The sequence below is a fragment of the Enterobacter sp. BWH64 genome, assembly GCF_001037645.1.
GTDB lineage: Bacteria > Pseudomonadota > Gammaproteobacteria > Enterobacterales > Enterobacteriaceae > Enterobacter > Enterobacter hormaechei_C.
The window spans coordinates 761,545-781,235 of sequence record NZ_KQ089922.1 but is presented as its reverse complement, the minus strand read 5'-3'; the positions used below and the strand labels follow the sequence as shown (position 1 = coordinate 781,235).

The 19,691-nt window shown below is 58.9% G+C and carries 19 protein-coding genes; 7 read left to right on the top strand and 12 right to left on the bottom strand.

Going from position 1 to position 19,691, the window contains the following annotated elements:
• Positions 1 to 6 precede the first annotated feature (6 nt).
• Positions 7 to 1,812, bottom strand: coding sequence for a glutathione-regulated potassium-efflux system protein KefB (gene kefB / locus SK50_RS03645; protein ID WP_032103994.1), 1,806 nt, complete (start codon positions 1,810 to 1,812; stop codon positions 7 to 9).
• A complete protein-coding gene (gene kefG / locus SK50_RS03640) occupies positions 1,812 to 2,363 on the bottom strand; it encodes a glutathione-regulated potassium-efflux system ancillary protein KefG (RefSeq protein ID WP_003861686.1) in 552 nt (183 codons plus the stop codon). Before kefG ends, kefB begins: the two co-directional genes overlap by 1 nt.
• A 132-nt stretch (positions 2,364 to 2,495) precedes the next feature.
• On the opposite strand from kefG, the gene SK50_RS03635 reads away from it, so the two are divergent.
• Both SK50_RS03635 and SK50_RS03630 read left to right on the top strand, forming a co-directional pair.
• Complete coding sequence (locus tag SK50_RS03635; RefSeq protein ID WP_017693878.1) at positions 2,496 to 4,400, top strand: ABC transporter ATP-binding protein; 1,905 nt, start codon at positions 2,496 to 2,498, stop codon at positions 4,398 to 4,400.
• A gap of 15 nt (positions 4,401 to 4,415) precedes the next feature.
• Positions 4,416 to 5,348 carry a LysR substrate-binding domain-containing protein gene (locus SK50_RS03630; RefSeq protein WP_017384171.1) on the top strand — a complete coding sequence of 311 codons (933 nt, stop codon included), beginning with the start codon at positions 4,416 to 4,418 and terminating at the stop codon, positions 5,346 to 5,348.
• Between the two features lie 85 nt (positions 5,349 to 5,433).
• On the opposite strand, the gene mdcH is transcribed toward SK50_RS03630, so the two are convergent.
• From mdcH to mdcA, 8 genes are all read right to left on the bottom strand, one after another.
• Complete coding sequence (gene mdcH, locus SK50_RS03625) at positions 5,434 to 6,330, bottom strand: malonate decarboxylase subunit epsilon (RefSeq protein WP_045344749.1); 897 nt, start codon at positions 6,328 to 6,330, stop codon at positions 5,434 to 5,436.
• Positions 6,330 to 6,947, bottom strand: coding sequence for a malonate decarboxylase holo-ACP synthase (locus SK50_RS03620; protein ID WP_045344748.1), 618 nt, complete (start codon positions 6,945 to 6,947; stop codon positions 6,330 to 6,332). The genes mdcH and SK50_RS03620 overlap by 1 nt, the downstream gene beginning before the upstream one ends.
• Positions 6,948 to 6,949: 2 nt before the next feature.
• Positions 6,950 to 7,909: an AEC family transporter gene (locus SK50_RS03615; RefSeq protein ID WP_000222846.1), complete on the bottom strand. Its 960-nt coding sequence runs from the start codon at positions 7,907 to 7,909 to the stop codon at positions 6,950 to 6,952.
• Between the two features lie 123 nt (positions 7,910 to 8,032).
• The gene (mdcE, locus tag SK50_RS03610; protein WP_048229947.1) at positions 8,033 to 8,833 is read right to left on the bottom strand and encodes a biotin-independent malonate decarboxylase subunit gamma; all 801 of its coding nucleotides are present in this window, start codon (positions 8,831 to 8,833) and stop codon (positions 8,033 to 8,035) included.
• Complete coding sequence (locus tag SK50_RS03605; RefSeq protein WP_048229098.1) at positions 8,833 to 9,666, bottom strand: biotin-independent malonate decarboxylase subunit beta; 834 nt, start codon at positions 9,664 to 9,666, stop codon at positions 8,833 to 8,835. Before SK50_RS03605 ends, mdcE begins: the two co-directional genes overlap by 1 nt.
• The gene (mdcC, locus tag SK50_RS03600; RefSeq protein ID WP_015571419.1) at positions 9,659 to 9,958 is read right to left on the bottom strand and encodes a malonate decarboxylase acyl carrier protein; all 300 of its coding nucleotides are present in this window, start codon (positions 9,956 to 9,958) and stop codon (positions 9,659 to 9,661) included. Before mdcC ends, SK50_RS03605 begins: the two co-directional genes overlap by 8 nt.
• 9 nt (positions 9,959 to 9,967) lie before the next feature.
• Complete coding sequence (locus SK50_RS03595; protein ID WP_017384166.1) at positions 9,968 to 10,825, bottom strand: triphosphoribosyl-dephospho-CoA synthase; 858 nt, start codon at positions 10,823 to 10,825, stop codon at positions 9,968 to 9,970.
• Positions 10,825 to 12,480, bottom strand: a complete 1,656-nt coding sequence (gene mdcA / locus SK50_RS03590; protein WP_015571421.1) for a malonate decarboxylase subunit alpha — start codon at positions 12,478 to 12,480, stop codon at positions 10,825 to 10,827. Before mdcA ends, SK50_RS03595 begins: the two co-directional genes overlap by 1 nt.
• Positions 12,481 to 12,708: 228 nt before the next feature.
• Here mdcA and SK50_RS03580 point away from each other — a divergent pair, with 228 nt between their 5' ends.
• The 3 genes from SK50_RS03580 to SK50_RS03570 are packed head-to-tail and all read left to right on the top strand — an operon-like array spanning position 12,709 to position 14,846.
• Positions 12,709 to 13,728 carry a hydrolase gene (locus SK50_RS03580; RefSeq protein WP_017693875.1) on the top strand — a complete coding sequence of 340 codons (1,020 nt, stop codon included), beginning with the start codon at positions 12,709 to 12,711 and terminating at the stop codon, positions 13,726 to 13,728.
• Entirely contained in the window at positions 13,728 to 13,946 is a 219-nt protein-coding gene (locus tag SK50_RS03575; protein WP_014171926.1) for a YheU family protein, read from the top strand. Before SK50_RS03580 ends, SK50_RS03575 begins: the two co-directional genes overlap by 1 nt.
• Before the next feature lie 30 nt (positions 13,947 to 13,976).
• Positions 13,977 to 14,846: a phosphoribulokinase gene (locus SK50_RS03570; RefSeq protein WP_003861663.1), complete on the top strand. Its 870-nt coding sequence runs from the start codon at positions 13,977 to 13,979 to the stop codon at positions 14,844 to 14,846.
• Positions 14,847 to 14,940: 94 nt separating this feature from the next.
• On the opposite strand, the gene SK50_RS03565 is transcribed toward SK50_RS03570, so the two are convergent.
• The gene (locus SK50_RS03565; RefSeq protein WP_015571423.1) at positions 14,941 to 15,345 is read right to left on the bottom strand and encodes an OsmC family protein; all 405 of its coding nucleotides are present in this window, start codon (positions 15,343 to 15,345) and stop codon (positions 14,941 to 14,943) included.
• A 310-nt stretch (positions 15,346 to 15,655) separates the two neighbouring features.
• Here SK50_RS03565 and crp point away from each other — a divergent pair, with 310 nt between their 5' ends.
• Positions 15,656 to 16,288, top strand: coding sequence for a cAMP-activated global transcriptional regulator CRP (crp, locus tag SK50_RS03560; protein ID WP_000242758.1), 633 nt, complete (start codon positions 15,656 to 15,658; stop codon positions 16,286 to 16,288).
• A 57-nt stretch (positions 16,289 to 16,345) separates the two neighbouring features.
• On the top strand, positions 16,346 to 18,433 hold the full coding sequence (locus SK50_RS03555) for a YccS/YhfK family putative transporter (protein ID WP_039269627.1): 2,088 nt from the start codon (positions 16,346 to 16,348) through the stop codon (positions 18,431 to 18,433).
• Here the strand turns inward: SK50_RS03555 and SK50_RS03550 are convergent.
• Positions 18,430 to 19,650 (bottom strand): bifunctional acetylornithine/succinyldiaminopimelate transaminase, encoded by a 1,221-nt coding sequence (locus SK50_RS03550; protein WP_180260367.1) that lies wholly within the window; start codon positions 19,648 to 19,650, stop codon positions 18,430 to 18,432. The two genes, SK50_RS03555 and SK50_RS03550, sit on opposite strands and share 4 nt — an antisense overlap.
• Positions 19,651 to 19,691 lie beyond the last annotated feature (41 nt).

Sequence of the window (19,691 nt, the reverse complement as noted above, 5' to 3'; positions counted from 1 at the left end):
TACCCTTTATTCAAATTCATCCCAGCCGTCGAGCTGGCGTCGTTCCTGTTGCATCTCACGCTGGAAGATCTCCTCCAGTTCGCGACGCGCTTCCCGAACGCGGGAGATCTGCGCCGTGTCGCTGTGCACGGGCATCAGTTCACGCAGCATTCGCATATCCAGCCGGCGGAAATGCATCTGGGCGCGTTGCGCCTGGTGAGGATGCATACCCAGCGAAACCAGCGCCTTGCGTCCCAGCTCCAGCGCGCTGGAGAAGGTTTCGCGGGAGAAGTGTTTCACACCCGCCTGCAAAAGTTCGTGAGCCTCCACACGTCCACGCGCACGCGCCAGAATATGCAGATGCGGGAAATGCTGCTGGCACAGCTCCACCAGCTTCATCGTGTCTTCCGGATCGTTGCAGGTGATGACGATGGACTCCGCAGCCTCTGCCCCCGCCGAGCGCAACAGCTCAAGCTGCGTCGCATCGCCGTAGTACACCTTATAACCATATTTGCGCATCAGGTTGACGGCGCTGATATCACGCTCCAGCACCGTAATGCGCATTTTATTCGCCATCAACAGGCGACCAATCACCTGTCCGAAGCGACCAAAGCCCACGACGATCACCTGCGGTTTATCATCTTCCACCCACGGCGCTTCGTCTTCATCGTCTGCGGGATTCAGGCGGCGCGACAGCAGTTTGTCCACCAGCTTCATCAGCAGCGGGGTGGTCATCATCGACAGCGTAACCGTCACCAGCAGCAGCGCCATCTGGTCATCTTTGAACAGCTTCTGAGACGACGCCGTGGAAAACAGCACAAACGCAAATTCTCCACCCTGGCTTAACACGCTGGAAAACTGCATTCTTTCCGAGCTGCGCAGCCCGTAAATCCTCGCGAGGAGATACAGCACCAGCGTTTTGACCGCCACCAGCACGGCGACACTCGCAATAACCCACAGCAGATGGGTATAGAGCACGCCAAGATTAAGCGCCATACCCACCGAGATAAAGAACAGCCCTAACAGCAGCCCCTTAAACGGATCGATGGCGGTCTCCAGCTCGTGGCGGTACTCACTTTCCGCAAGCAGCACCCCGGCGATAAACGTCCCAAGCGCCATCGACAGCCCCAGCGCATCCATAAACAGCGCTGAGCCAAGCACCAGCAGCAGCGTTGCGGCGGTGAATACCTCGCGCACGCCGGATGCGGCAATAAACCGGAATACCGGACGCAGTAAAAACCGTCCGCCGATCAGCATCCCCGCGAAGGCCAGCACCTTCATGGAGATCTTCATCCAGTCGAAATGATCGTCTCCGGAGCCCGCCAGCAGCGGCACCAGCGCCAGCGCCGGGATCACCGCTAAATCCTGGAACAGCAGCACCGAAAAACCCAGCTGCCCCGCCTCGTTGCGGTTCATCCCTTTGTCGCGCATCAGCTGAAGCGCCATCGCCGTCGACGACATCGCAAGACCGATCCCGCCAATCACCGCGGCCTGCCAGGAAAACTGCGTCAACATCAGCAGTCCCGCGAGAATGGCCGCGCTGAGTAACACCTGCGCCGCCCCGACGCCAAAAATAGATTGCCGCAGTTGCCACAGCTTGGCGGGGTTCAGCTCCAGCCCGATGATAAACATCAGGAAGACCACGCCCAGCTCGGAGAAGTGGAGAATTTCATCCACATCGCTGATAAACCCAAGCCCCCAGGGGCCAATGGCGATCCCCGCCAGCAAATAGCCCAGCACCGCGCCAATGCCGAGACGCGCGGCAAGCGGGACCGCGACGACGGCGGCAAACAAAAACAGCACCCCGGCAAGGAGTAAATTCGAACCGTCCATTAGCGTCCTCCCGCCGGAATCGGTGACGCCAGCCATTCGCCATAGGCCCTGGCATGGCTCGCCAGTGCTTTCGGATCCTGCCGCCGTGCCCAGTAGATAATAATCGGGCTCATCCAGTGCATACGGCACATCGCCGCCGTCAGCTCAAACGGCCGCAGAATGTCGCTCATGGGGTAACGGTTCAGCCCGTCGTGACGGTAAGCGCTTTCCGGCTCACCGGTGGTAATGACACTCCGCCAGTACTTTCCCGCCAGCTGGTTGCCCCCCACCCCGCTGGAGAAGCCCCGGCTCAGCACGCGGTCCAGCCACTCTTTGAGCAGCGCCGGACAGCTGTAGGTATAAAGCGGATGCTGGAACACAATCACGTCGTGCTGACGCAGCAGTTCCTGCTCGTAAGGAATATCGATAAAAAAATCAGGATAGTGCGCGTAGAGATCGTGCACCGTTACGTTACTGAGCTGTGTGGCCGGCTTAAGCAGCACCCGGTTCGCCACCGAGTCCTGTGATTCCGGATGGGCATACAGCAGCAGCACTTTCGCTGTCTGAGACATCACTCCCCTCCCGGTTCTGTTTTTGTGTATTGTTGTCGTTTTGGGCTACCATGGCGGCCCGGTGGGGAAAATGGCCCACACCTTACATTATCATAATGACAAATTAACATAGTCGGAACATACGGCGCTTCTATGATTGTTTTCTCCTCGTTACAAATTCGTCGCGGCGTGCGCGTCCTGCTGGATAACGCGACTGCTACCATCAACCCGGGCCAGAAAGTGGGGCTGGTCGGCAAAAACGGCTGCGGTAAATCCACCCTGCTGGCGCTGCTGAAAAACGAGATAAGCGCGGATGGCGGTAACTTTACCTTCCCGGGCAACTGGCAGCTCGCCTGGGTGAACCAGGAGACGCCCGCGCTGAGCGAACCCGCGCTCGACTATGTTATCGACGGCGATCGTGAATACCGTAAGCTCGAAGCGGAGCTCAACGCCGCCAACGAACGTAACGACGGCCACGCCATCGCCACCGTCCACGGCAAGCTGGACGCCATCGATGCCTGGACCATTCGCTCCCGTGCCTCCAGCCTGCTGCACGGTCTGGGTTTCAGCAACGAACAGCTTGAACGCCCGGTGAGCGATTTCTCGGGCGGCTGGCGCATGCGCCTTAACCTGGCCCAGGCTCTGATCTGCCGCTCCGACCTTTTGCTGCTCGATGAACCAACCAACCACCTCGATCTTGATGCGGTTATTTGGCTGGAGAAGTGGCTCAAGAGCTATCAGGGCACTCTGATTCTGATCTCTCACGACCGCGACTTCCTCGATCCGGTAGTGGATAAAATCATTCATATCGAACAGCAAAGCATGTTCGAATACACCGGCAACTACAGCTCTTTCGAGCGCCAGCGCGCGACGCGCCTTGCCCAGCAGCAGGCGATGTATGAAAGCCAGCAGCAGCGCGTGGCGCACCTGCAAAGCTTTGTGGATCGCTTCAAGGCCAAGGCGTCAAAAGCCAAGCAGGCGCAGAGCCGCATCAAAATGCTGGAACGCATGGAGATGATCGCCCCGGCGCACGTGGATAACCCGTTCCACTTCAGCTTCCGCGAGCCTGAAAGCCTGCCTAACCCGCTGCTGAAGATGGAGAAGGTCAGCGCGGGCTATGGCGATCGCATTATCCTGGACTCTATCAAGCTCAACCTGGTGCCGGGTTCACGCATTGGTCTGCTGGGACGTAACGGCGCCGGTAAATCGACGCTGATCAAGCTGCTGGCGGGCGAGCTTAACCCGGTCAGCGGCGAAATCGGCCTGGCGAAAGGCATCAAGCTTGGCTACTTCGCCCAGCATCAGCTGGAATTTTTACGCGCGGATGAATCGCCGATCCAGCACCTGGCGCGCCTGGCGCCGCAGGAGATGGAGCAGAAACTGCGCGACTACCTCGGCGGCTTTGGCTTCCAGGGCGATAAGGTGACTGAAAACACCGAGCGCTTCTCCGGGGGCGAAAAAGCCCGTCTGGTGCTGGCGCTGATCGTCTGGCAGCGCCCGAACCTGCTGCTGCTTGATGAACCGACCAACCACCTCGATCTCGACATGCGCCAGGCGCTGACCGAAGCGCTGATAGAGTTCGAAGGGGCGCTGGTTGTCGTATCGCACGACCGCCACCTGATCCGCTCCACCACCGACGATCTCTACCTGGTGCACGGCGGCAAAGTGGAGCCGTTCGACGGCGATCTGGAAGACTACCAGCAGTGGCTGACGGACGTGCAGAAGCAGGAAAACCAGCCGGAAGAGTCAGCGAAAGACAACGCCAACAGCGCCCAGGCGCGTAAAGACCAGAAGCGCCGTGAAGCGGAACTGCGCACCCAGACGCAGCCGCTGCGTAAAGAGATTGCCCGTCTCGAAAAAGAGATGGAGAAGCTCAACGCCACGCTTGCTGCCGTCGAAGAGAAGCTGGGCGACAGCGAACTGTACGATCAGAGCCGCAAAGCGGAGCTGACGGACTGTCTGCAAACTCAGGCGAAAACCAAATCCAGCCTCGAAGAGTGCGAAATGGCATGGCTGGACGCGCAGGAACAGCTGGAAGCGATGCTGCAAGCCGACTAACACGCCGGGAGGGTTATGGGCTTCGATACCACGAGCGAGATTACATTCCGTAAGCTCAGCATCTTCATGACGTTCATGGAGAAGGGCAATATCGCACGTACCGCCGAAACGCTCGGCCTGAGCGGTGTCAGCGTGCACCGCGCGCTGCATACCCTCGAAGAGAACGTCCGCTGCCCGCTCTTTGCTCACAAAGGGCGTAACCTGATTGCCCTCCCCTCCGCGTGGACGCTGCTGGAGTATTGTCAGGAGGTGATGCAGGTGATGGAGCGCGGGCTGGAAGAGTCGCGCAAGATCGCCGGTATCGGCCAGGGACGGTTGCGCGTCGGCACGCTCTACTCGCTGACACTGGAAACCGTGCCGCGCCTGATAATGGGCATGAAGCTGCGCCGTCCGGATCTGGAGATGGATCTGACGATGGGCTCGAACGAAACCCTGCTCCATATGCTGGATGAGGGATCGCTGGATGCGATTTTAATCTCTATTTCCGAAAGCGATATCGACCGTAACAGCCTCGAAGTGCTTCCTCTGTTCCATGACGATATTTTCCTTGCCGCACCGGCCTCTGCCACGCTGAATACCAGCGGCCCCGCCGATCTGCGTGATTATAAAGATCAGAAGTTTGTCGCCCTCGCGGAAGGGTTCGCCACTTACGCCGGGTTTCAGGAAGCGTTTCATATCGCCGGTTTCGAGCCGGAGATTGTGACGCGCGTGAACGATATCTTCTCGATGCTGAGTCTGGTGCAGGCGGGGGTCGGGTTTACGCTGATGCCGGGCAGGATGAAGAAAGTGTATGAAAATTCGGTACAGCTACTGAAGCTGGCGCAGCCGTACCAGATGCAGCAGCTGATTGCGATCGTCTTTGCCCGCAACCGCGAGCAGGATCCGAGCCTGCGGGCATTGGCCGCGGAAGGGCGGATGTATGCGAGAAGTTTGCAGGATAGTGCCTGATGTTATTGCCCGGTGGCGGCTGCGCCTTACCGGGCCTACTCCCGAATTGTAGGCCCGGTAAGCGTAGCGCCACCGGGCTAAAAACTCATGCACGAAGCCGACCCGCCAGATGCACCGCCACGTCCACCCCGCTGCGCTCCAGCGAAATGGATTCACCTTCCCACGCCGCCTGCCGCGTCAGACAGGTCAGGATGCCCCCTGGCGGCATCTCAATCGCCAGCCGCGCTTCACGCTCGTTAGCGGAAATCACCGCCTCCTGCCAGCGCACGGTTCGCGCCATATTCATCGCCAGATCGTCGGCAATTTTCTCCGGCTGCCAGAGCACGCGTCCGGTACTGCCGCTCAGGTACGCACAGCGCGGACGTGAAAGCGTGACCGAATTAAATGCTGCCACCAGCTTCTGCGCCGGTTCCGCCAGCAGTTCACAGTGCGACGGTACGCTCACCGCCAGCCGCTTAGCCTTGCTTGCGCCTTTTGCCAGCGCGCGTTCCGCCACCTGCGCCATGCCGTCATCGGTTCCGGCAATCACGATCTGCGTTTCGGCGTTCAGATTAGCAATATAGGTTCCAGTCCCCTGAATCAGGTTTTCCACCTGGGGCAGGGTCAACCCCATAATCGCCGTCAGGCCGTAGCCGTGGGGATACGCCTGCTCCATCAGATCGCCACGCAGCGCCACCAGCTTCAGCGCGTCCGTAAAGTCCAGCGCGCCGGCGATAACCGCCGCAGGATAAGCGCCAATGGACAGCCCGCTGACGATATCCGGCGACACGCCGCGACGTTCCAGCTCGCGCGCCCACGCCACGCCGGCAATCAACAGCGAAAGCTGAACCGCACGGGTGTGGGTTAACGAGGATGCGCTGTCCAGGGTATCAACTTCCGCCCCCAGCACAGCACGGGCCTGCTCCAGCTCCGTTCCCGGCAGGTTTTGCAGCATACCTTCATGCTGTGTGCCCTGCCCCGGAAAGGTAAACAGTATTTTCATTACTCCTCCCTGTGCCATGGATCCGCCACCAGGCGCGGTCCACATTGCGTTTTTAGCAGCGTTTTGCCGTCGCGTAACCATTCCGCCAGCGCGAATCCGCCCTCGGGCGTGTCCACCTGCGTATCCGCCCGGCACAACGCACGGCTGAGCTGAGCCTGCCAGCCAGTAAACGCCTCAGGGGAAACGGCACGCGGGGCGCGGATGAGCAGATCGAGATCGCTGTCGGAGTGGATCACCGGAATGCCGGTCGCCAGCGCGTAACCCGTACTGCCGGTTATCCCCCACGTCCACGGCCACGACTGCTGCGCAAGCTGAAGCGCCACCTGAACCGGCGGCTGAGTGATAAACGGCGAACGCAGCAGGTCGGCGGCAACGCTCAAATCTTCGGGCGACACCACGCGCAACACGTTCTCAGGCTTCACCCATCCGCCCGCCCGCTGGTCGCGGCGCAATCCGCGCACGCCAACGGGAATACGGCCTTCATTATCAACATCACGCCGCACCACTACCGGTAGTCCGGCATGCCAGGCCGCATCCACCCAGGATTCGGTAATCCCTTCCAGGGCGTCGCGCGCGGTAAGCCAGATGAGGTCGTGTGGGCGTAATGTTGTGGTCATGATTACATTCCTGAAGTCAGCGAGATAAACAGCGGCAGCGACAGGATACACAGTACGGAGCTCAACAGCAGCACGGCTTCAGCATCCGGCGACTGCACGCCAAAGCGGTTACCGAACACCACGCCAAAGAAGCCCGCGGACAGCGCAATCATCAGGATGGCGGTGATCGCCACGGAGCCGTGCAGACCGAAGATTAAAACGATACCCCAGGCGATCGCTGGCTGGATCAGCAGCTTGGCGATAGTGGAAGTGATCACCATGGTGTTGATCTGAAGTTTACGCGCGGAGAGGATCACCCCGGTCAGGAACAGCGCCGCAGCGGTCGCAGACAGTCCCAGCGGTTTAATCGCCGCCAGTACCAGCTCCGGCATTTTGATGCCGATAGCGGACAGGATCACACCCAGCAGCGGGCCCATCACGATCGGTTTTTTAATGGAACGCCACATCAGCACCGGCAGCATGGAAAGCGTTGAACCCGAGTTATTGCCTTCGGCGCGGGCTTTCTCACGCTCCAGAATCAGCAGGCAGAACGGGGTCATCAACACTGAACCACAGGCGATGGAGACCGCCACGGACAGTGAGGTTGAAGGGCCTTCGCCCAGCACGCTGCCCAGAATCGGCAGGCCAAGCGCCGCGTAGTTTGGCAGGGCGACGGTAAGCGTCAGCACGGCCGCATCCTGCGGGGATTTTTTAAACACTTTCGTCGCGAGGAAGTAGATGACCGCATAGGTGATCCACATCGCCAGGGTGAGCACCAGGATCAGCGGCGACTGCGCCACGATGCCGGTCCACGGGGTTTGCACGGTGGCGCTGAACAGCGCAGCCGGGAGTGCAAAATCCATCACGAAGATATTCAGCAGGGAAACATTTTTGTTATCGACCATCTTTGCCTTACCGGCCCAGAATCCCAGCAGCATGATGACGAAAATCGGTGCAAGAGCATGAACAATTACGTAAGTCATAAATCACCTGTAGTAAAAAAGTTTAAGCACTGGCGCGATGTTTATTATTTTCAGGATGCAGGTTCCCGCGTGGACGCAACGGGCGCGCCCACGGGGTGATGCATCTGGCAGGTCTCTTTTTACTTACCAGCTGGCTCGCATACGTTCACGTACGAGCGCCGAGCTGCGGCGGTTGTCAGCACCCAGACGGTTTTTCAACGTGGTGTCCTGACGAGCGTCGCTGATGGCCTGTTGCAGGGTGGTTTTCACCCGCGTCAGATCGCTTTCGGTAGGGGCATTCGGATTGCTGATATCCAGCAGGTCGGAAAGCAGCCCCAGCGTGGCGTAGTTGCTGATGTCATACGCCATTGGCGGAATGGTTGCAGCCAGTTTTTCCAGCGCCTCAACGGTACGCAGCGTAATGCGCGCCGCAGACTCTTTGCCCATGGCATGGATCAGCACGCCTTTATCGTTGAAGGCAATCAGACGGTTAGCCTGGTAGCCGTGCGCCAGAAACGCGCCGGACATGGCCTTACCGACGATAAGACCAATCACCGGATGACCCGCCAGCCGCGCATTAGCGTAGGCGGCAGCGGCGCCGGCCAGCGCCTGGTGGATACCAAACGCCTCTTCGCGACGGCCATAGGCCTGGCTTGGGACGTCGATTACCGCCACAATCGGGCGCTTCACGGCTTTATCTGCGTCGGCGGCGACGGTTTCGCTGACCACTTTTGCCAGCGTCCATCCTTCCAGCAGGCCGACTTCACCCTGCGCCGCGCGCGGGAAGTGGTTGTTGGCGTCCGGCACCACGGCGACAAAACGCACCGTTTCACCGTTTAGCTCGCCGTCTGCGGCCTGCACGGACGGGCATAACCCCTCCAGACGTTTCGCGTTCGGGGCCAGAGTTTCCAGCCAGAGTTCGCCACGGCTAATTGAGTTAGTCATCATTTCACCTCCCGGGCAAAAAGCGCTTTAATCTGTTCGGCATCGGCCTGTTTGCGGGTGTCGAAATTCGTCAGACGGTTCAGGTAATCGTCGTAGTTATCGGTGCGATGTTTCGCCGGTACGCCTTTGGCGATGGCTTCGTTCATCGCGGCTTTCACCGCGTTCACGCCGTCGCCCACCAGCGCGTCCACCAGCCCGCTTTCAAAGCGTACTTCGCCGCCGGTCATGCTCCAGATAAACGGACGGTCGCGGGAGTCATACTCTTCAATGCCCGCTTCCTGCTCGATAACCTGCGGACCGTTGAGGCCGAGCCGCGCTTCGCGGGTCACAATCAGGTAGCTGCACAGCGCCGCGGCGATAGACATCCCACCGAAGCAGCCCACGGTCCCGGCGACAATCCCGACGACCGGGGTATAGCGACGCAGGTCAACGATCGCGGCGTGGATATCGGCAATCGCCGCCAGGCCGAGGTTGGCTTCCAGCAAACGTACGCCGCCGGTTTCGAGGCACAGCACCGCCTGAGTCGGAATGCCGTTGCGGTTATCTTCCGCCGCCAGCTCCAGCGCTGCCGCCATTTTGGCGCCGGACACTTCGCCCATGCTGCCGCCCTGGAAGGTGCCTTCAATCGCCACCACCACCGCAGGCTGGCCGTTGATGGTCCCTTTCGCGACCACCATGCCGTCATCGGCCTGAGGAACAATCCCCTGTGGCCCAAGCCACGGAGAGATAATGCCTTCAAACGGATCCAGCAGTTCGCGGTAGCTGCCGTCGTCGAGCAGCGCCTGCGCACGCTGGCGCGCTTTTAATTCGATAAAGCTGCTGTCATCACGCATGGTTCACCCCTTCAAAAACCTGTTCGATACGAATGCGTGCCACGCCCGGCGTCGCGCCGAAGTCGTGGATGGTCAGCTTACCTGCGGGCAGGCTGCTGACGGTTTGCAGGCGGTTGAACAATGCCTCCCAGCGCCCGCGGCTGTTGTCGACGGAGGTGGTGATATCAATGGTTAAGGTCTGGCCCGGTTCGGCGGTGAAAAGCGCCTCCATATCCCCGGAACCGACGACCCCTGCCAGCGCCCTGCCGCTTACTTCGCGGCTGGCGGGCACGGTCAATGTGATTTTTTCCATAACATCCTCTTAATGCTTTGAATAGGGCGTTTCGGCGCGGTCAAGAAACAGCGTGGCGGCAAGCAGGTCTGCGGCTCCGCCCGGCGAGGCGTTAAGCGCCAGCATCTGACGGTCTAACCGCGCCAGCGCCTGCTGCCCGGCGAGGGTTGCGCATCCTCCGGCGTTCAGCACCGCACGGGCGCCGTTCTGCATGGCGTCCAGCCCCTCCATGCCGGCGCGCGACAGCACGCAGGTGTCGGTGAGCGAGGTCATGATCGCCATCAGCGCGTCGAGTCTGGCCTGCGTTTCGCTGCTGCCGTTGAGACGGCTGAGGCGAAGCTGCGGCAGCGCGCGCTGCATGATGTGCGGAAACGCCTGCTGAGCCTCTTCACGCGCGCCCGGCACACGGTAGCGGTGCGTAACGCGTAACCCCTTGCTGAACACTTTCGGCGCCGCGTCATCCGGCAGCTTCGCCAGCTGAGCGGCGGTGTTCGCGACGGTTTGCGCCCGGGCATCGCCGCCCAGCATCGCCACCGCGCTCACCAGCAATCCCAGCGCCCAGATCGCGCCACGGTGCGTGTTCACGCCGTCGGTAGCGGCCATCATCTGCCGTTCACCTTCGCGACCCAGGCGGCCAACGGTTTGCCTGAGGGCAATATCCGCCGGACGCTGCCAGCTCTGCTGCGCCAGCGCCTGAAACGTGGGGGTCAGGCTGTGAGCGGAGCGCTCCATCAGCGCAAGCGATAAATCGTGGTGCGCGCCGTTCCCCCGGCTGTCCACCAGACCGGGCTTCGGGCTTAAACGTGCTTCGTCAATCAGACACTGCGTGGCGGTTCGCGCCAGCCATTCGGCACCGCCTTCAACCTGGATCTGGGGCAGAAGTTTCATTACCAGCTCCGGAATTTCGCAGGTGGGTTGTAAAGACCGCCGGACCATTCCACCAGGTCCGCGACGCTACCGGCCGCCAGCAGCGAACGGGTGGCATCGGTGCGGCGAATGCCCATATCTTCCGGATACACAACCTTGCCGCTCTGGCGCAGTTCCGCCACGCGTTTGGCGTCAACGCCCAGACCGATATCGGTGATACCCGCCACGGCGGCGACCATGGCGCGACGCTCTTCCAGATCTTTCGCCCGGTAGAGGTAAGCAATCCCCTCTTCCGTCAGCACGTGGGTGACGTCATCGCCGTAAATCATGACCGGCGCCAGCGGCATACCAGAGGCTTTCGCGACCTCAACGGCGTCGAGTTTTTCCACGAAGGTTGGCTTCACGCCCGCCTGGAAGGTTTCCACCATCTGCACAACCAGCTTTTTACCGCGCTGCATCGGGTCAGGCTCGGTGATCATGTTCAGCCAGGCCGGTGTGGCGTGGCGACGACCGTGCGGATCGTGGCCCATGTTTGGCGCGCCGCCGAAGCCGGAAAGACGGCCGCGGGTCACGGTTGAGGAGTTAGCGTAACCATCAACCTGTAGCGTGGAGCCGATAAACATATCGACCGCGTACTGACCAGCCAGCTGGCAGAAGGCGCGGTTAGAACGCATGGAGCCATCGGCACCGGTAAAGAACACGTCAGGGCGGGCGCGGATGTACTCTTCCATTCCCAGCTCGCCGCCGAAGCAGTGGACGCTCTCCACCCAGCCGCTTTCGATGGCCGGGATCAGCGTTGGATGCGGGTTCAGGGTCCAGTGTTTACAGATTTTGCCTTTGAGTCCGAGCTGTTCGCCGTAGGTTGGCAGCAGCAGCTCGATCGCTGCGGTGTTAAAGCCAATCCCGTGGTTCAGGGACTGCACCTGGTGTTCAGCGTAGATGCCTTTAATCGCCATCATCGCCATCAGGATATGTTCCTGTTTGATCAGGCGCGGGTCACGGGTGAAAAGCGGTTCGATAAAGAACGGCTTATCGGCAACCACCACAAAATCAATCCACGAGCCCGGAATATCCACACGCGGCAGGTCGCACTCGTCGTCCACCAGCTCGTTCACCTGCGCGATGACGATGCCGTCATGGAACGCGGCGGCTTCCACCAGCGCCGGGGTATCTTCGGTACTCGCCCCGGTATAGAGGTTGCCTTTGCGGTCCGCTTTAAAACCGGCAATCAGCGCCACGTTTGGCGAAAGGTCGACGTATAAACGTGAGTAGAGTTCGATGTAGGTGTGAATCGCCCCGATTTCGAGCTGACCATCCTCCAGCAGTTGGGAGATTCGCAGGCTTTGTGTACCGGAGAAGGAGAAGTCCAGCTTGCGGGCGATGCCTTTCTCAAAGATGTCCAGATGTTCGCTGCGGCCCACGCTCGGCATGATCATATGCAGATCGTGCACGATTTGCGGGTTCACTTCCGCCAGTGAACGGGAAAGGAAATCCGCCTGCTTCTGGTTGTTGCCTTCCAGAACGACTTTGTCGCCTGGTGCGATCAGTTTTTCCAGCATGGCGACAAGATCGCCGGTTGGCAGTACCTTGCCCTGCACCGGTACGGACGCCAGACGACGCGCTTTCTCACTGCGTCGGGTGTTCCATTGCCGGGTGGGTGTTTGCCCAGATAACATTATTAACCTCCTGATTCAGCACATCATTCTGATTTGCTTAACGTTGAGTAAAGTGTGCGCTCTGGTGAGAAAGGCATCAATTAAGCGTAGAGCCAAATCATTAGCCTGAGAGTAATAATCAAGGTAAATATTTGTGATCGGGATCAGTTCATGTTTCGGAAAAACGGGCTAAACGGGGTACAATTCGGAAGGTATAGTTAATTTCTGACAAGAATCAGCATCGCCCTTATGACCCAAATCATTCCCTCAGACTTCGACATTGCAGCCGAAGAGAGCGCAGAGTTCGTGCCCATGCGCGGTGTGGCTAACCCTCACCTGCAAACCATGCTGCCGCGCCTGATCCGCCGCAAGGTACAGTTCACCCCGCACTGGCAACGGCTGGATTTGCCGGATGGCGATTTTTTGGATCTCGCCTGGAGCGAAGATCCGGATCGGGCCAGACATAAACCCCGTCTGGTGGTGTTTCACGGTCTGGAAGGCAGCCTGCACAGCCCTTACGCACACGGTCTCATTGAGGCGGCGAAAGCCCGCGGCTGGCTTGGGGTAGTGATGCATTTTCGCGGATGCAGCGGCGAGCCTAATCGTCAGAAACGTATTTATCACTCGGGTGAAACCGAGGACGGTACCTGGTTCCTGCGCTGGCTAAGAGACAATTTCGGCGAGGCGCCAACGGCAGCGGTGGGGTATTCCCTGGGCGGCAATATGCTGGCCTGCCTGCTGGCGAAGGAGAGCGACGCCGTACCGCTGGATGCGGCGGTGATCGTCTCTGCGCCCTTTATGCTGGAGCAGTGCAGCTATCATATGGAAAAGGGGTTTTCGCGAGTGTACCAGCGCTACCTGCTCAACCTGCTGAAAGCCAACGCCGCGCGCAAGCTGAAGGCCTATCCGGATACGCTGCCTGTGACGCTGCAACAGCTCAAACGCGTGAAGCGCCTGCGCGAGTTTGATGATTTGATCACCTCGAAAATTCACGGCTTTGCCGATGCGATTGACTATTACCGTCAGTGCAGCGCCATGCCTTTACTGAACCAAATCACGAAACCTACGCTGATTATCCACGCCAAAGATGATCCGTTTATGGATCATCACTCGATTCCGGCGCCCGATCATCTGCCGGCCAACGTGGAGTATCAGCTCACCCAATTCGGGGGACACGTCGGCTTTGTCGGCGGCACGCTGCGTCGGCCAAAAATGTGGCTTGAGACGCGTATTCCCGACTGGTTAACGGCTTATCTGGACGGTAAATAATGATTATTCCCTGGCAGGATCTCTCTCCCGACACGCTCGATAATCTGATTGAAAGCTTTGTCTTGCGCGAAGGCACCGATTATGGTGAACATGAACGTTCGCTTGAACAAAAGGTCAACGATGTTAAGCGCCAGCTTAAAAGCGGCGACGTGGTGCTGGTATGGTCCGAACTGCATGAGACGGTCAATATCATGCCACGCAACGCGTTTCACGGCTGATCTTTACACTTTTCCAGTCAGGGAGTTGCTATGTCTGCCAGACATCCGGTTATTGCCGTTACGGGTTCGAGTGGGGCGGGAACCACTACCACCAGCCTCGCCTTCCGCAAGATCTTCGCCCAGCTTAACTTACGGGCGGCAGAGGTAGAAGGCGACAGCTTTCACCGCTACACGCGCCCGGAGATGGATATGGCCATCCGCAAGGCGCGCGATCTGGGTAAACACATCAGCTACTTCGGCCCGGAGGCCAATGACTTCGGCCTGCTGGAGCAAACCTTCCGTGAATACGGGCAAAGCGGTACCGGGCAGTCCCGCAAGTATCTCCACACCTACGATGAAGCCGTGCCCTGGAACCAGGTCCCCGGCACGTTCACGCCCTGGCAGCCGCTGCCGGAACCGACTGACGTGCTGTTTTACGAAGGATTGCACGGCGGCGTGGTGACGCCTCAGCACGACGTGGCGCGCCACGTGGATTTGCTGGTGGGGGTGGTGCCGATTGTTAACCTTGAGTGGATCCAGAAGCTGACGCGTGACATGAGCGAGCGCGGCCATTCGCGAGAGGCGGTCATGGACTCGGTGGTGCGCTCCATGGAAGATTACATCAACTTCCTGACGCCGCAGTTCTCCCGAACCCACATTAACTTCCAGCGCGTCCCCACCGTGGACACCTCTAACCCGTTCGCTGCAAAAAGCATCCCGTCGCTGGACGAGAGCTTTGTGGTGATCCACTTCCGCAACCTGGAAGGCATTGATTATCCCTGGCTGCTGGCGATGCTACAGGGTTCGTTTATTTCGCACATGAATACGTTAGTGGTACCGGGCGGAAAAATGGGGCTGGCAATGGAGCTGATCATGACACCGCTGGTGCAGCGGCTGATGGAAGGAAAGCAGATCGCGTGACACCTGTTGCCGGATGGCGCTTCGCTTATCCGGCCTACGTTCGTGCAGTTGTAGCTTTTGTAGGGCGGGTCAGCGAAGCGCCACCCGCCAAAAATTAAGCCGCGATCACTTCATACGAATGGGTGATTTTTACCGCTTTCTCCAGCATTAACGCCACAGAGCAGTATTTTTCCGCAGACAGGTCAACCGCACGCGAGACCGCCGCATCCTTCAGTTCTTTGCCGGTGACGATAAAGTGCAAATTAATATGCGTGAACAGGCGTGGCGCCTCCTCGCGACGTTCCGACGTCAGCTTCACTTCACAATCGGTCACGTCATGACGGCCTTTTTGCAGGATCGACACCACGTCGATCGCACTGCATCCGCCTGCCGCCATCAGCACCATTTCCATTGGGCTTGGCGCTTTATCGCCGGAGTTGCCATCCATCAAAACCTGGTGCCCAGAAGCAGACTCGCCCAGGAACGTTAACCCTTCAACCCATTTCACACGCGCTTGCATATTCACTCACTCCAACGTTGCATTTTTTATGACAGATTACGTGTACGTTACATTTCTCGCAACGGAAGGCGACCTGCGTCATGCTGAAGCGAGACACCAGGAGACACGCGGCGAAAGCTATGCTAAAACACTCTGGATGCTACAGTAATACATTGACGTTACACATGTATGCAGAGGACATCAAACTTTACTGGCTGCGAAACGTTACGACAGCCGACTTCCCAGGTATGGGTAAGAATTCGATTGCAACCCCAGAGTCCGGATGCATCTTATGACTCTGGTGACAGCTTATAACAGAGGATAACAGCGCATGGTGCTTGGCAAACCGCAAACAGACCCGACTCTCGAATGGTTCTTGTCTCATTGCCACATTCATAAGTACCCATCAAAGAGCACGCTGATTCACCAGGGTGAAAAAGCGGAAACGTTGTATTACATCGTTAAAGGCTCGGTGGCCGTGCTGATCAAAGATGAAGAAGGGAAAGAGATGATCCTTTCTTATCTGAACCAGGGCGATTTTATCGGTGAACTGGGCCTGTTTGAAGAAGGCCAGGAACGTAGCGCCTGGGTTCGTGCAAAAACAGCATGTGAAGTGGCTGAAATTTCTTACAAGAAATTCCGTCAGCTGATTCAGGTCAACCCTGACATCCTGATGCGTCTTTCTTCCCAGATGGCACGCCGTCTGCAAGTGACCTCTGAGAAGGTGGGTAACCTCGCCTTCCTGGACGTGACCGGTCGTATCGCGCAGACGCTGTTGAACCTGGCGAAACAGCCAGACGCCATGACCCACCCTGACGGTATGCAAATTAAAATTACCCGCCAGGAAATCGGTCAGATCGTCGGCTGCTCCCGTGAAACAGTGGGCCGTATCCTGAAGATGCTGGAAGACCAGAACCTGATCTCTGCCCACGGTAAAACTATCGTGGTCTACGGAACCCGTTAATTTCGGTCAAACGGCGTGCCGCCGCAGGGTGGCACGCCGTTTTTGTCTCTACTCCTCATGTGGCGCAGGCTGATCTATCACCCGGAAGTTAACTACGCACTGCGACAAACGCTGGTGTTGTGTCTTCCCGTGGCCGTGGGCCTGATCCTCGGACATCTTCAGCAAGGCCTGCTGTTTTCTCTTGTGCCCGCCTGCTGCAACATTGCCGGTCTGGATACGCCGCATAAACGCTTTTTTAAACGTCTGATTATTGGCGGCTGCCTGTTTGCCGGCTGTAGCCTTGCCGTACAACTCTTACTGGCCCGCGACATTCCTCTGCCGCTGATCCTGACCGTGCTGGCGATGACGCTCGGCGTCACCGCCGAAATCAGCTCGCTGCACGCCCGCCTGCTTCCCGCGTCGCTGATTGCCGCCATCTTCACCTTAAGCCTTGCGGGCAATATGCCGGTGTGGGAGCCATTGCTGATTTACGCCCTCGGCACGCTATGGTACGGGCTGTTTAACTGGTTCTGGTTCTGGCTGTGGCGGGAACAGCCGCTGCGCGAATCCCTGAGCCTGCTCTACGTGCAGCTTGCTGAATACTGCGAAGCAAAATACACCCTGCTCACTCAACATACCGACCCGGAAAAATCCCTGCCGCCGCTGCTGGCGCGCCAGCAAAAAGTGGTGGATCTGATCAGCCAGTGCTATCAGCAGTTGCACATGCTTGCCGCCAACAAAAATCATGAATACAAGCGGCTGCTGCGAACCTTCCAGGTCGGGCTGGATTTGCAGGAGCATATCTCCGTCAGCCTTCATAATCCGGAAGAGGTGCAAAAGCTGGTGGAGCGCAGCCATGCGGAAGCGGTGATCCGCTGGAACGCGCAGACCGTCGCGGCCCGCCTACGGGTGCTGGCTGACGATATCCTCTATCACCGCTACCCGACGCGCTTTAACATGGACAAACAGCTCGGCGCGCTGGAAAAGATTGCGCGTCAGCACGCGGATAACCCGGTCGGGCAATTTGCTGCCTGGCATTTCAGCCGCATCGCCCGGGTGTTACGCACCCAGCGCCCGCTTTATGCCCGGGACCTGATGGCCGATAAGCAAAAACGGCTGCCGCTACTGCCCGCGCTCAAAAGTTATCTTTCACTGAAATCTTCCGCCCTGCGCAATGCCGCGCGGATCAGTGTGATGCTGAGCATCGCCAGCCTGATGGGAATGGCCCTGCACCTGCCGAAACCCTACTGGATCTTAATGACCGTGCTGTTTGTCACCCAGAACGGCTATGGCGCCACGCGGGTGCGCATTCTGCATCGGGCGGGCGGTACGATGGCGGGGCTGATTATCGCGGGCGTGACGCTGCACTTTCACGTGCCGGAAGGCTATACCCTGGCCGGTATGCTGGCGATCACGATGGTGAGCTACCTGATCATCCGCAAAAACTACGGCTGGGCGATGGTGGGCTTTACGGTGACGGCGGTGTATACCCTGCAACTGCTCACGCTTAACGGGGAACAGTTTATTATTGCCCGGCTGGTCGATACGCTGATTGGCTGCCTGATCGCCTTTGGCGGCATGGTCTGGCTGTGGCCGCAGTGGCAAAGCGGGCTGCTCAGGCAGAACGCCCACGACGCGCTCGAAGCTGACCAGCAGGCCATTCGTCTTATTCTGAGCGATGACCCGCAGCCCTCTCCGTTGGCCTACGAGCGCATGAAGGTCAACCAGGCGCATAACGCCCTGTTCAACTCTCTTAACCAGGCCATGCAGGAGCCGGGCTTTAACGCGCACTATCTGGCTGACATGAAGCTGTGGGTCACGCACAGCCAGTTTATCGTCGAGCACATCAATGCCATGACGACGCTGGCGCGGGAGCACACGATGCTGACGCCGGATCTGGCGCAGCGCTATTTGCAGTCGTGTGAAATTGCGTTGCAGCGCTGTCAGCAGCGTCTGGAGTATGACGCGCCGGGCGAGTCAGGGGATTCGAACATTCTGGAAGCGCCGGAGACGCTGACCCACGGGCCGATGAGCACCCTTGAGCAGCATTTACAGCGCGTTCTCGGACATCTGAACACCATGCACACCATTTCGTCGGTGGCATGGCGTCAGCGCCCGCATCACGGGATTTGGTTAACGCGCCGGTTAAAACGAACGGCGTATTAGCCGCTGACGATCTTCGCGACCGCCGCGGCAAAACGGGTTAATCCGTCTTCGATGTCTTTGTCTTCCACCACCAGCGATGGCGCAAAGCGCATCACGTCCGGCCCGGCGTTGAGCACCATGACGCCTTCGTGCGCGGCGGCGTGCAGGAAATCGCGCGCGCGGCCTTTGTACTGCGGCTTCAGTTCGGCGCCGATCAGCAGCCCCATCCCGCGGATGTCGCTGAAGACATCAAACTGTTGGTCAATCTGCTGGAGATGTTTCACAAACAGGTCGCGTTTCGCATTCACGCCATTCAGGACGTCCGGCGTATTAATGATGTCGAACGCCGCACCCGCCACGGCGCACGCCAGCGGATTACCGCCGTAGGTGGAGCCGTGTGAGCCCACATGAAATGCGGAAGCGATATCCTGGGTGGTGAGCACCGCACTGACCGGGAAACCGCCGCCGAGCGCTTTCGCGCTGGTCAGAATATCCGGCGTTACGCCGTAGTGCATATAAGCAAACAGGTCTCCGGTACGCCCCATCCCACACTGCACTTCATCAAACACCAGCAGCGCCTGGTGCTCGTCGCACAGCTCGCGCAGCCCTTGCAGAAATTCCGGGGTGGCCGCCGTGACGCCGCCTTCCCCCTGAATGGCCTCGACCACCACGGCACAGGTGTGATCGTCCATCACCGCTTTAACGGCGTGGAGATCGTTAAACGGCACGTGGATGATATCCGCAGGTTTCGGACCAAAGCCGTCGGAATACTTCGGCTGGCCGCCAACGGAAACGGTAAAGAAGGAGCGTCCGTGGAAGGCGTTATGGAAGGCGATGATTTTGGTTTTGTACGGGCTATGACGCGTGGTTGCGTAGTAGCGCGCCAGCTTAAAGGCGGTTTCGTTGGCTTCGGTGCCGGAGTTCATAAACAGCACGCGTTCGGCGAAGGTGGCATCGATGATCTTACGCCCCAGACGCAGCGCCGGTTCGTTGGTGAACACGTTGCTCGTGTGCCACAGCGTTTCGCCCTGCGTTTTCAGCGCGTCCACCAGCGCAGGATGGCAATGGCCCAGCGCCGTCACCGCAATACCGCCTGCGAAATCAACATACTCGTTGCCCTGCTGATCCCAGACGCGGCTGCCTCTCCCTTTCACCGGGATAAACTCAGCCGGTGCATAAATCGGCAGGATCACTTCATCGAATGTCGCGCGGGTAATTGCTGGTTGTTCAGTTGCCATGTCATGACCATCCATTTTTATGTCACATTGATTGTGAAAAT

Excerpts from the sequence above, each read along its gene's own strand:
- SK50_RS03550 (WP_180260367.1), bottom strand. The coding sequence starts at position 19,650 with ATGGCAACTGAACAACCAGCAATTACCCGCGCGACATTCGATGAAGTG.
- SK50_RS03595 (WP_017384166.1), bottom strand. The coding sequence starts at position 10,825 with ATGAAACTTCTGCCCCAGATCCAGGTTGAAGGCGGTGCCGAATGGCTG.
- SK50_RS03555 (WP_039269627.1), top strand. The coding sequence starts at position 16,346 with ATGTGGCGCAGGCTGATCTATCACCCGGAAGTTAACTACGCACTGCGA.
- SK50_RS03620 (WP_045344748.1), bottom strand. The coding sequence starts at position 6,947 with ATGACCACAACATTACGCCCACACGACCTCATCTGGCTTACCGCGCGC.
- crp (WP_000242758.1), top strand. The coding sequence starts at position 15,656 with ATGGTGCTTGGCAAACCGCAAACAGACCCGACTCTCGAATGGTTCTTG.
- kefB (WP_032103994.1), bottom strand. The coding sequence starts at position 1,812 with ATGGACGGTTCGAATTTACTCCTTGCCGGGGTGCTGTTTTTGTTTGCC.
- SK50_RS03575 (WP_014171926.1), top strand. The coding sequence starts at position 13,728 with ATGATTATTCCCTGGCAGGATCTCTCTCCCGACACGCTCGATAATCTG.
- SK50_RS03580 (WP_017693875.1), top strand. The coding sequence starts at position 12,709 with ATGACCCAAATCATTCCCTCAGACTTCGACATTGCAGCCGAAGAGAGC.
- mdcH (WP_045344749.1), bottom strand. The coding sequence starts at position 6,330 with ATGAAAATACTGTTTACCTTTCCGGGGCAGGGCACACAGCATGAAGGT.
- SK50_RS03565 (WP_015571423.1), bottom strand. The coding sequence starts at position 15,345 with ATGCAAGCGCGTGTGAAATGGGTTGAAGGGTTAACGTTCCTGGGCGAG.
- SK50_RS03570 (WP_003861663.1), top strand. The coding sequence starts at position 13,977 with ATGTCTGCCAGACATCCGGTTATTGCCGTTACGGGTTCGAGTGGGGCG.
- SK50_RS03605 (WP_048229098.1), bottom strand. The coding sequence starts at position 9,666 with ATGCGTGATGACAGCAGCTTTATCGAATTAAAAGCGCGCCAGCGTGCG.
- mdcA (WP_015571421.1), bottom strand. The coding sequence starts at position 12,480 with ATGTTATCTGGGCAAACACCCACCCGGCAATGGAACACCCGACGCAGT.
- SK50_RS03635 (WP_017693878.1), top strand. The coding sequence starts at position 2,496 with ATGATTGTTTTCTCCTCGTTACAAATTCGTCGCGGCGTGCGCGTCCTG.
- mdcE (WP_048229947.1), bottom strand. The coding sequence starts at position 8,833 with ATGACTAACTCAATTAGCCGTGGCGAACTCTGGCTGGAAACTCTGGCC.
- SK50_RS03630 (WP_017384171.1), top strand. The coding sequence starts at position 4,416 with ATGGGCTTCGATACCACGAGCGAGATTACATTCCGTAAGCTCAGCATC.
- SK50_RS03615 (WP_000222846.1), bottom strand. The coding sequence starts at position 7,909 with ATGACTTACGTAATTGTTCATGCTCTTGCACCGATTTTCGTCATCATG.
- kefG (WP_003861686.1), bottom strand. The coding sequence starts at position 2,363 with ATGTCTCAGACAGCGAAAGTGCTGCTGCTGTATGCCCATCCGGAATCA.
- mdcC (WP_015571419.1), bottom strand. The coding sequence starts at position 9,958 with ATGGAAAAAATCACATTGACCGTGCCCGCCAGCCGCGAAGTAAGCGGC.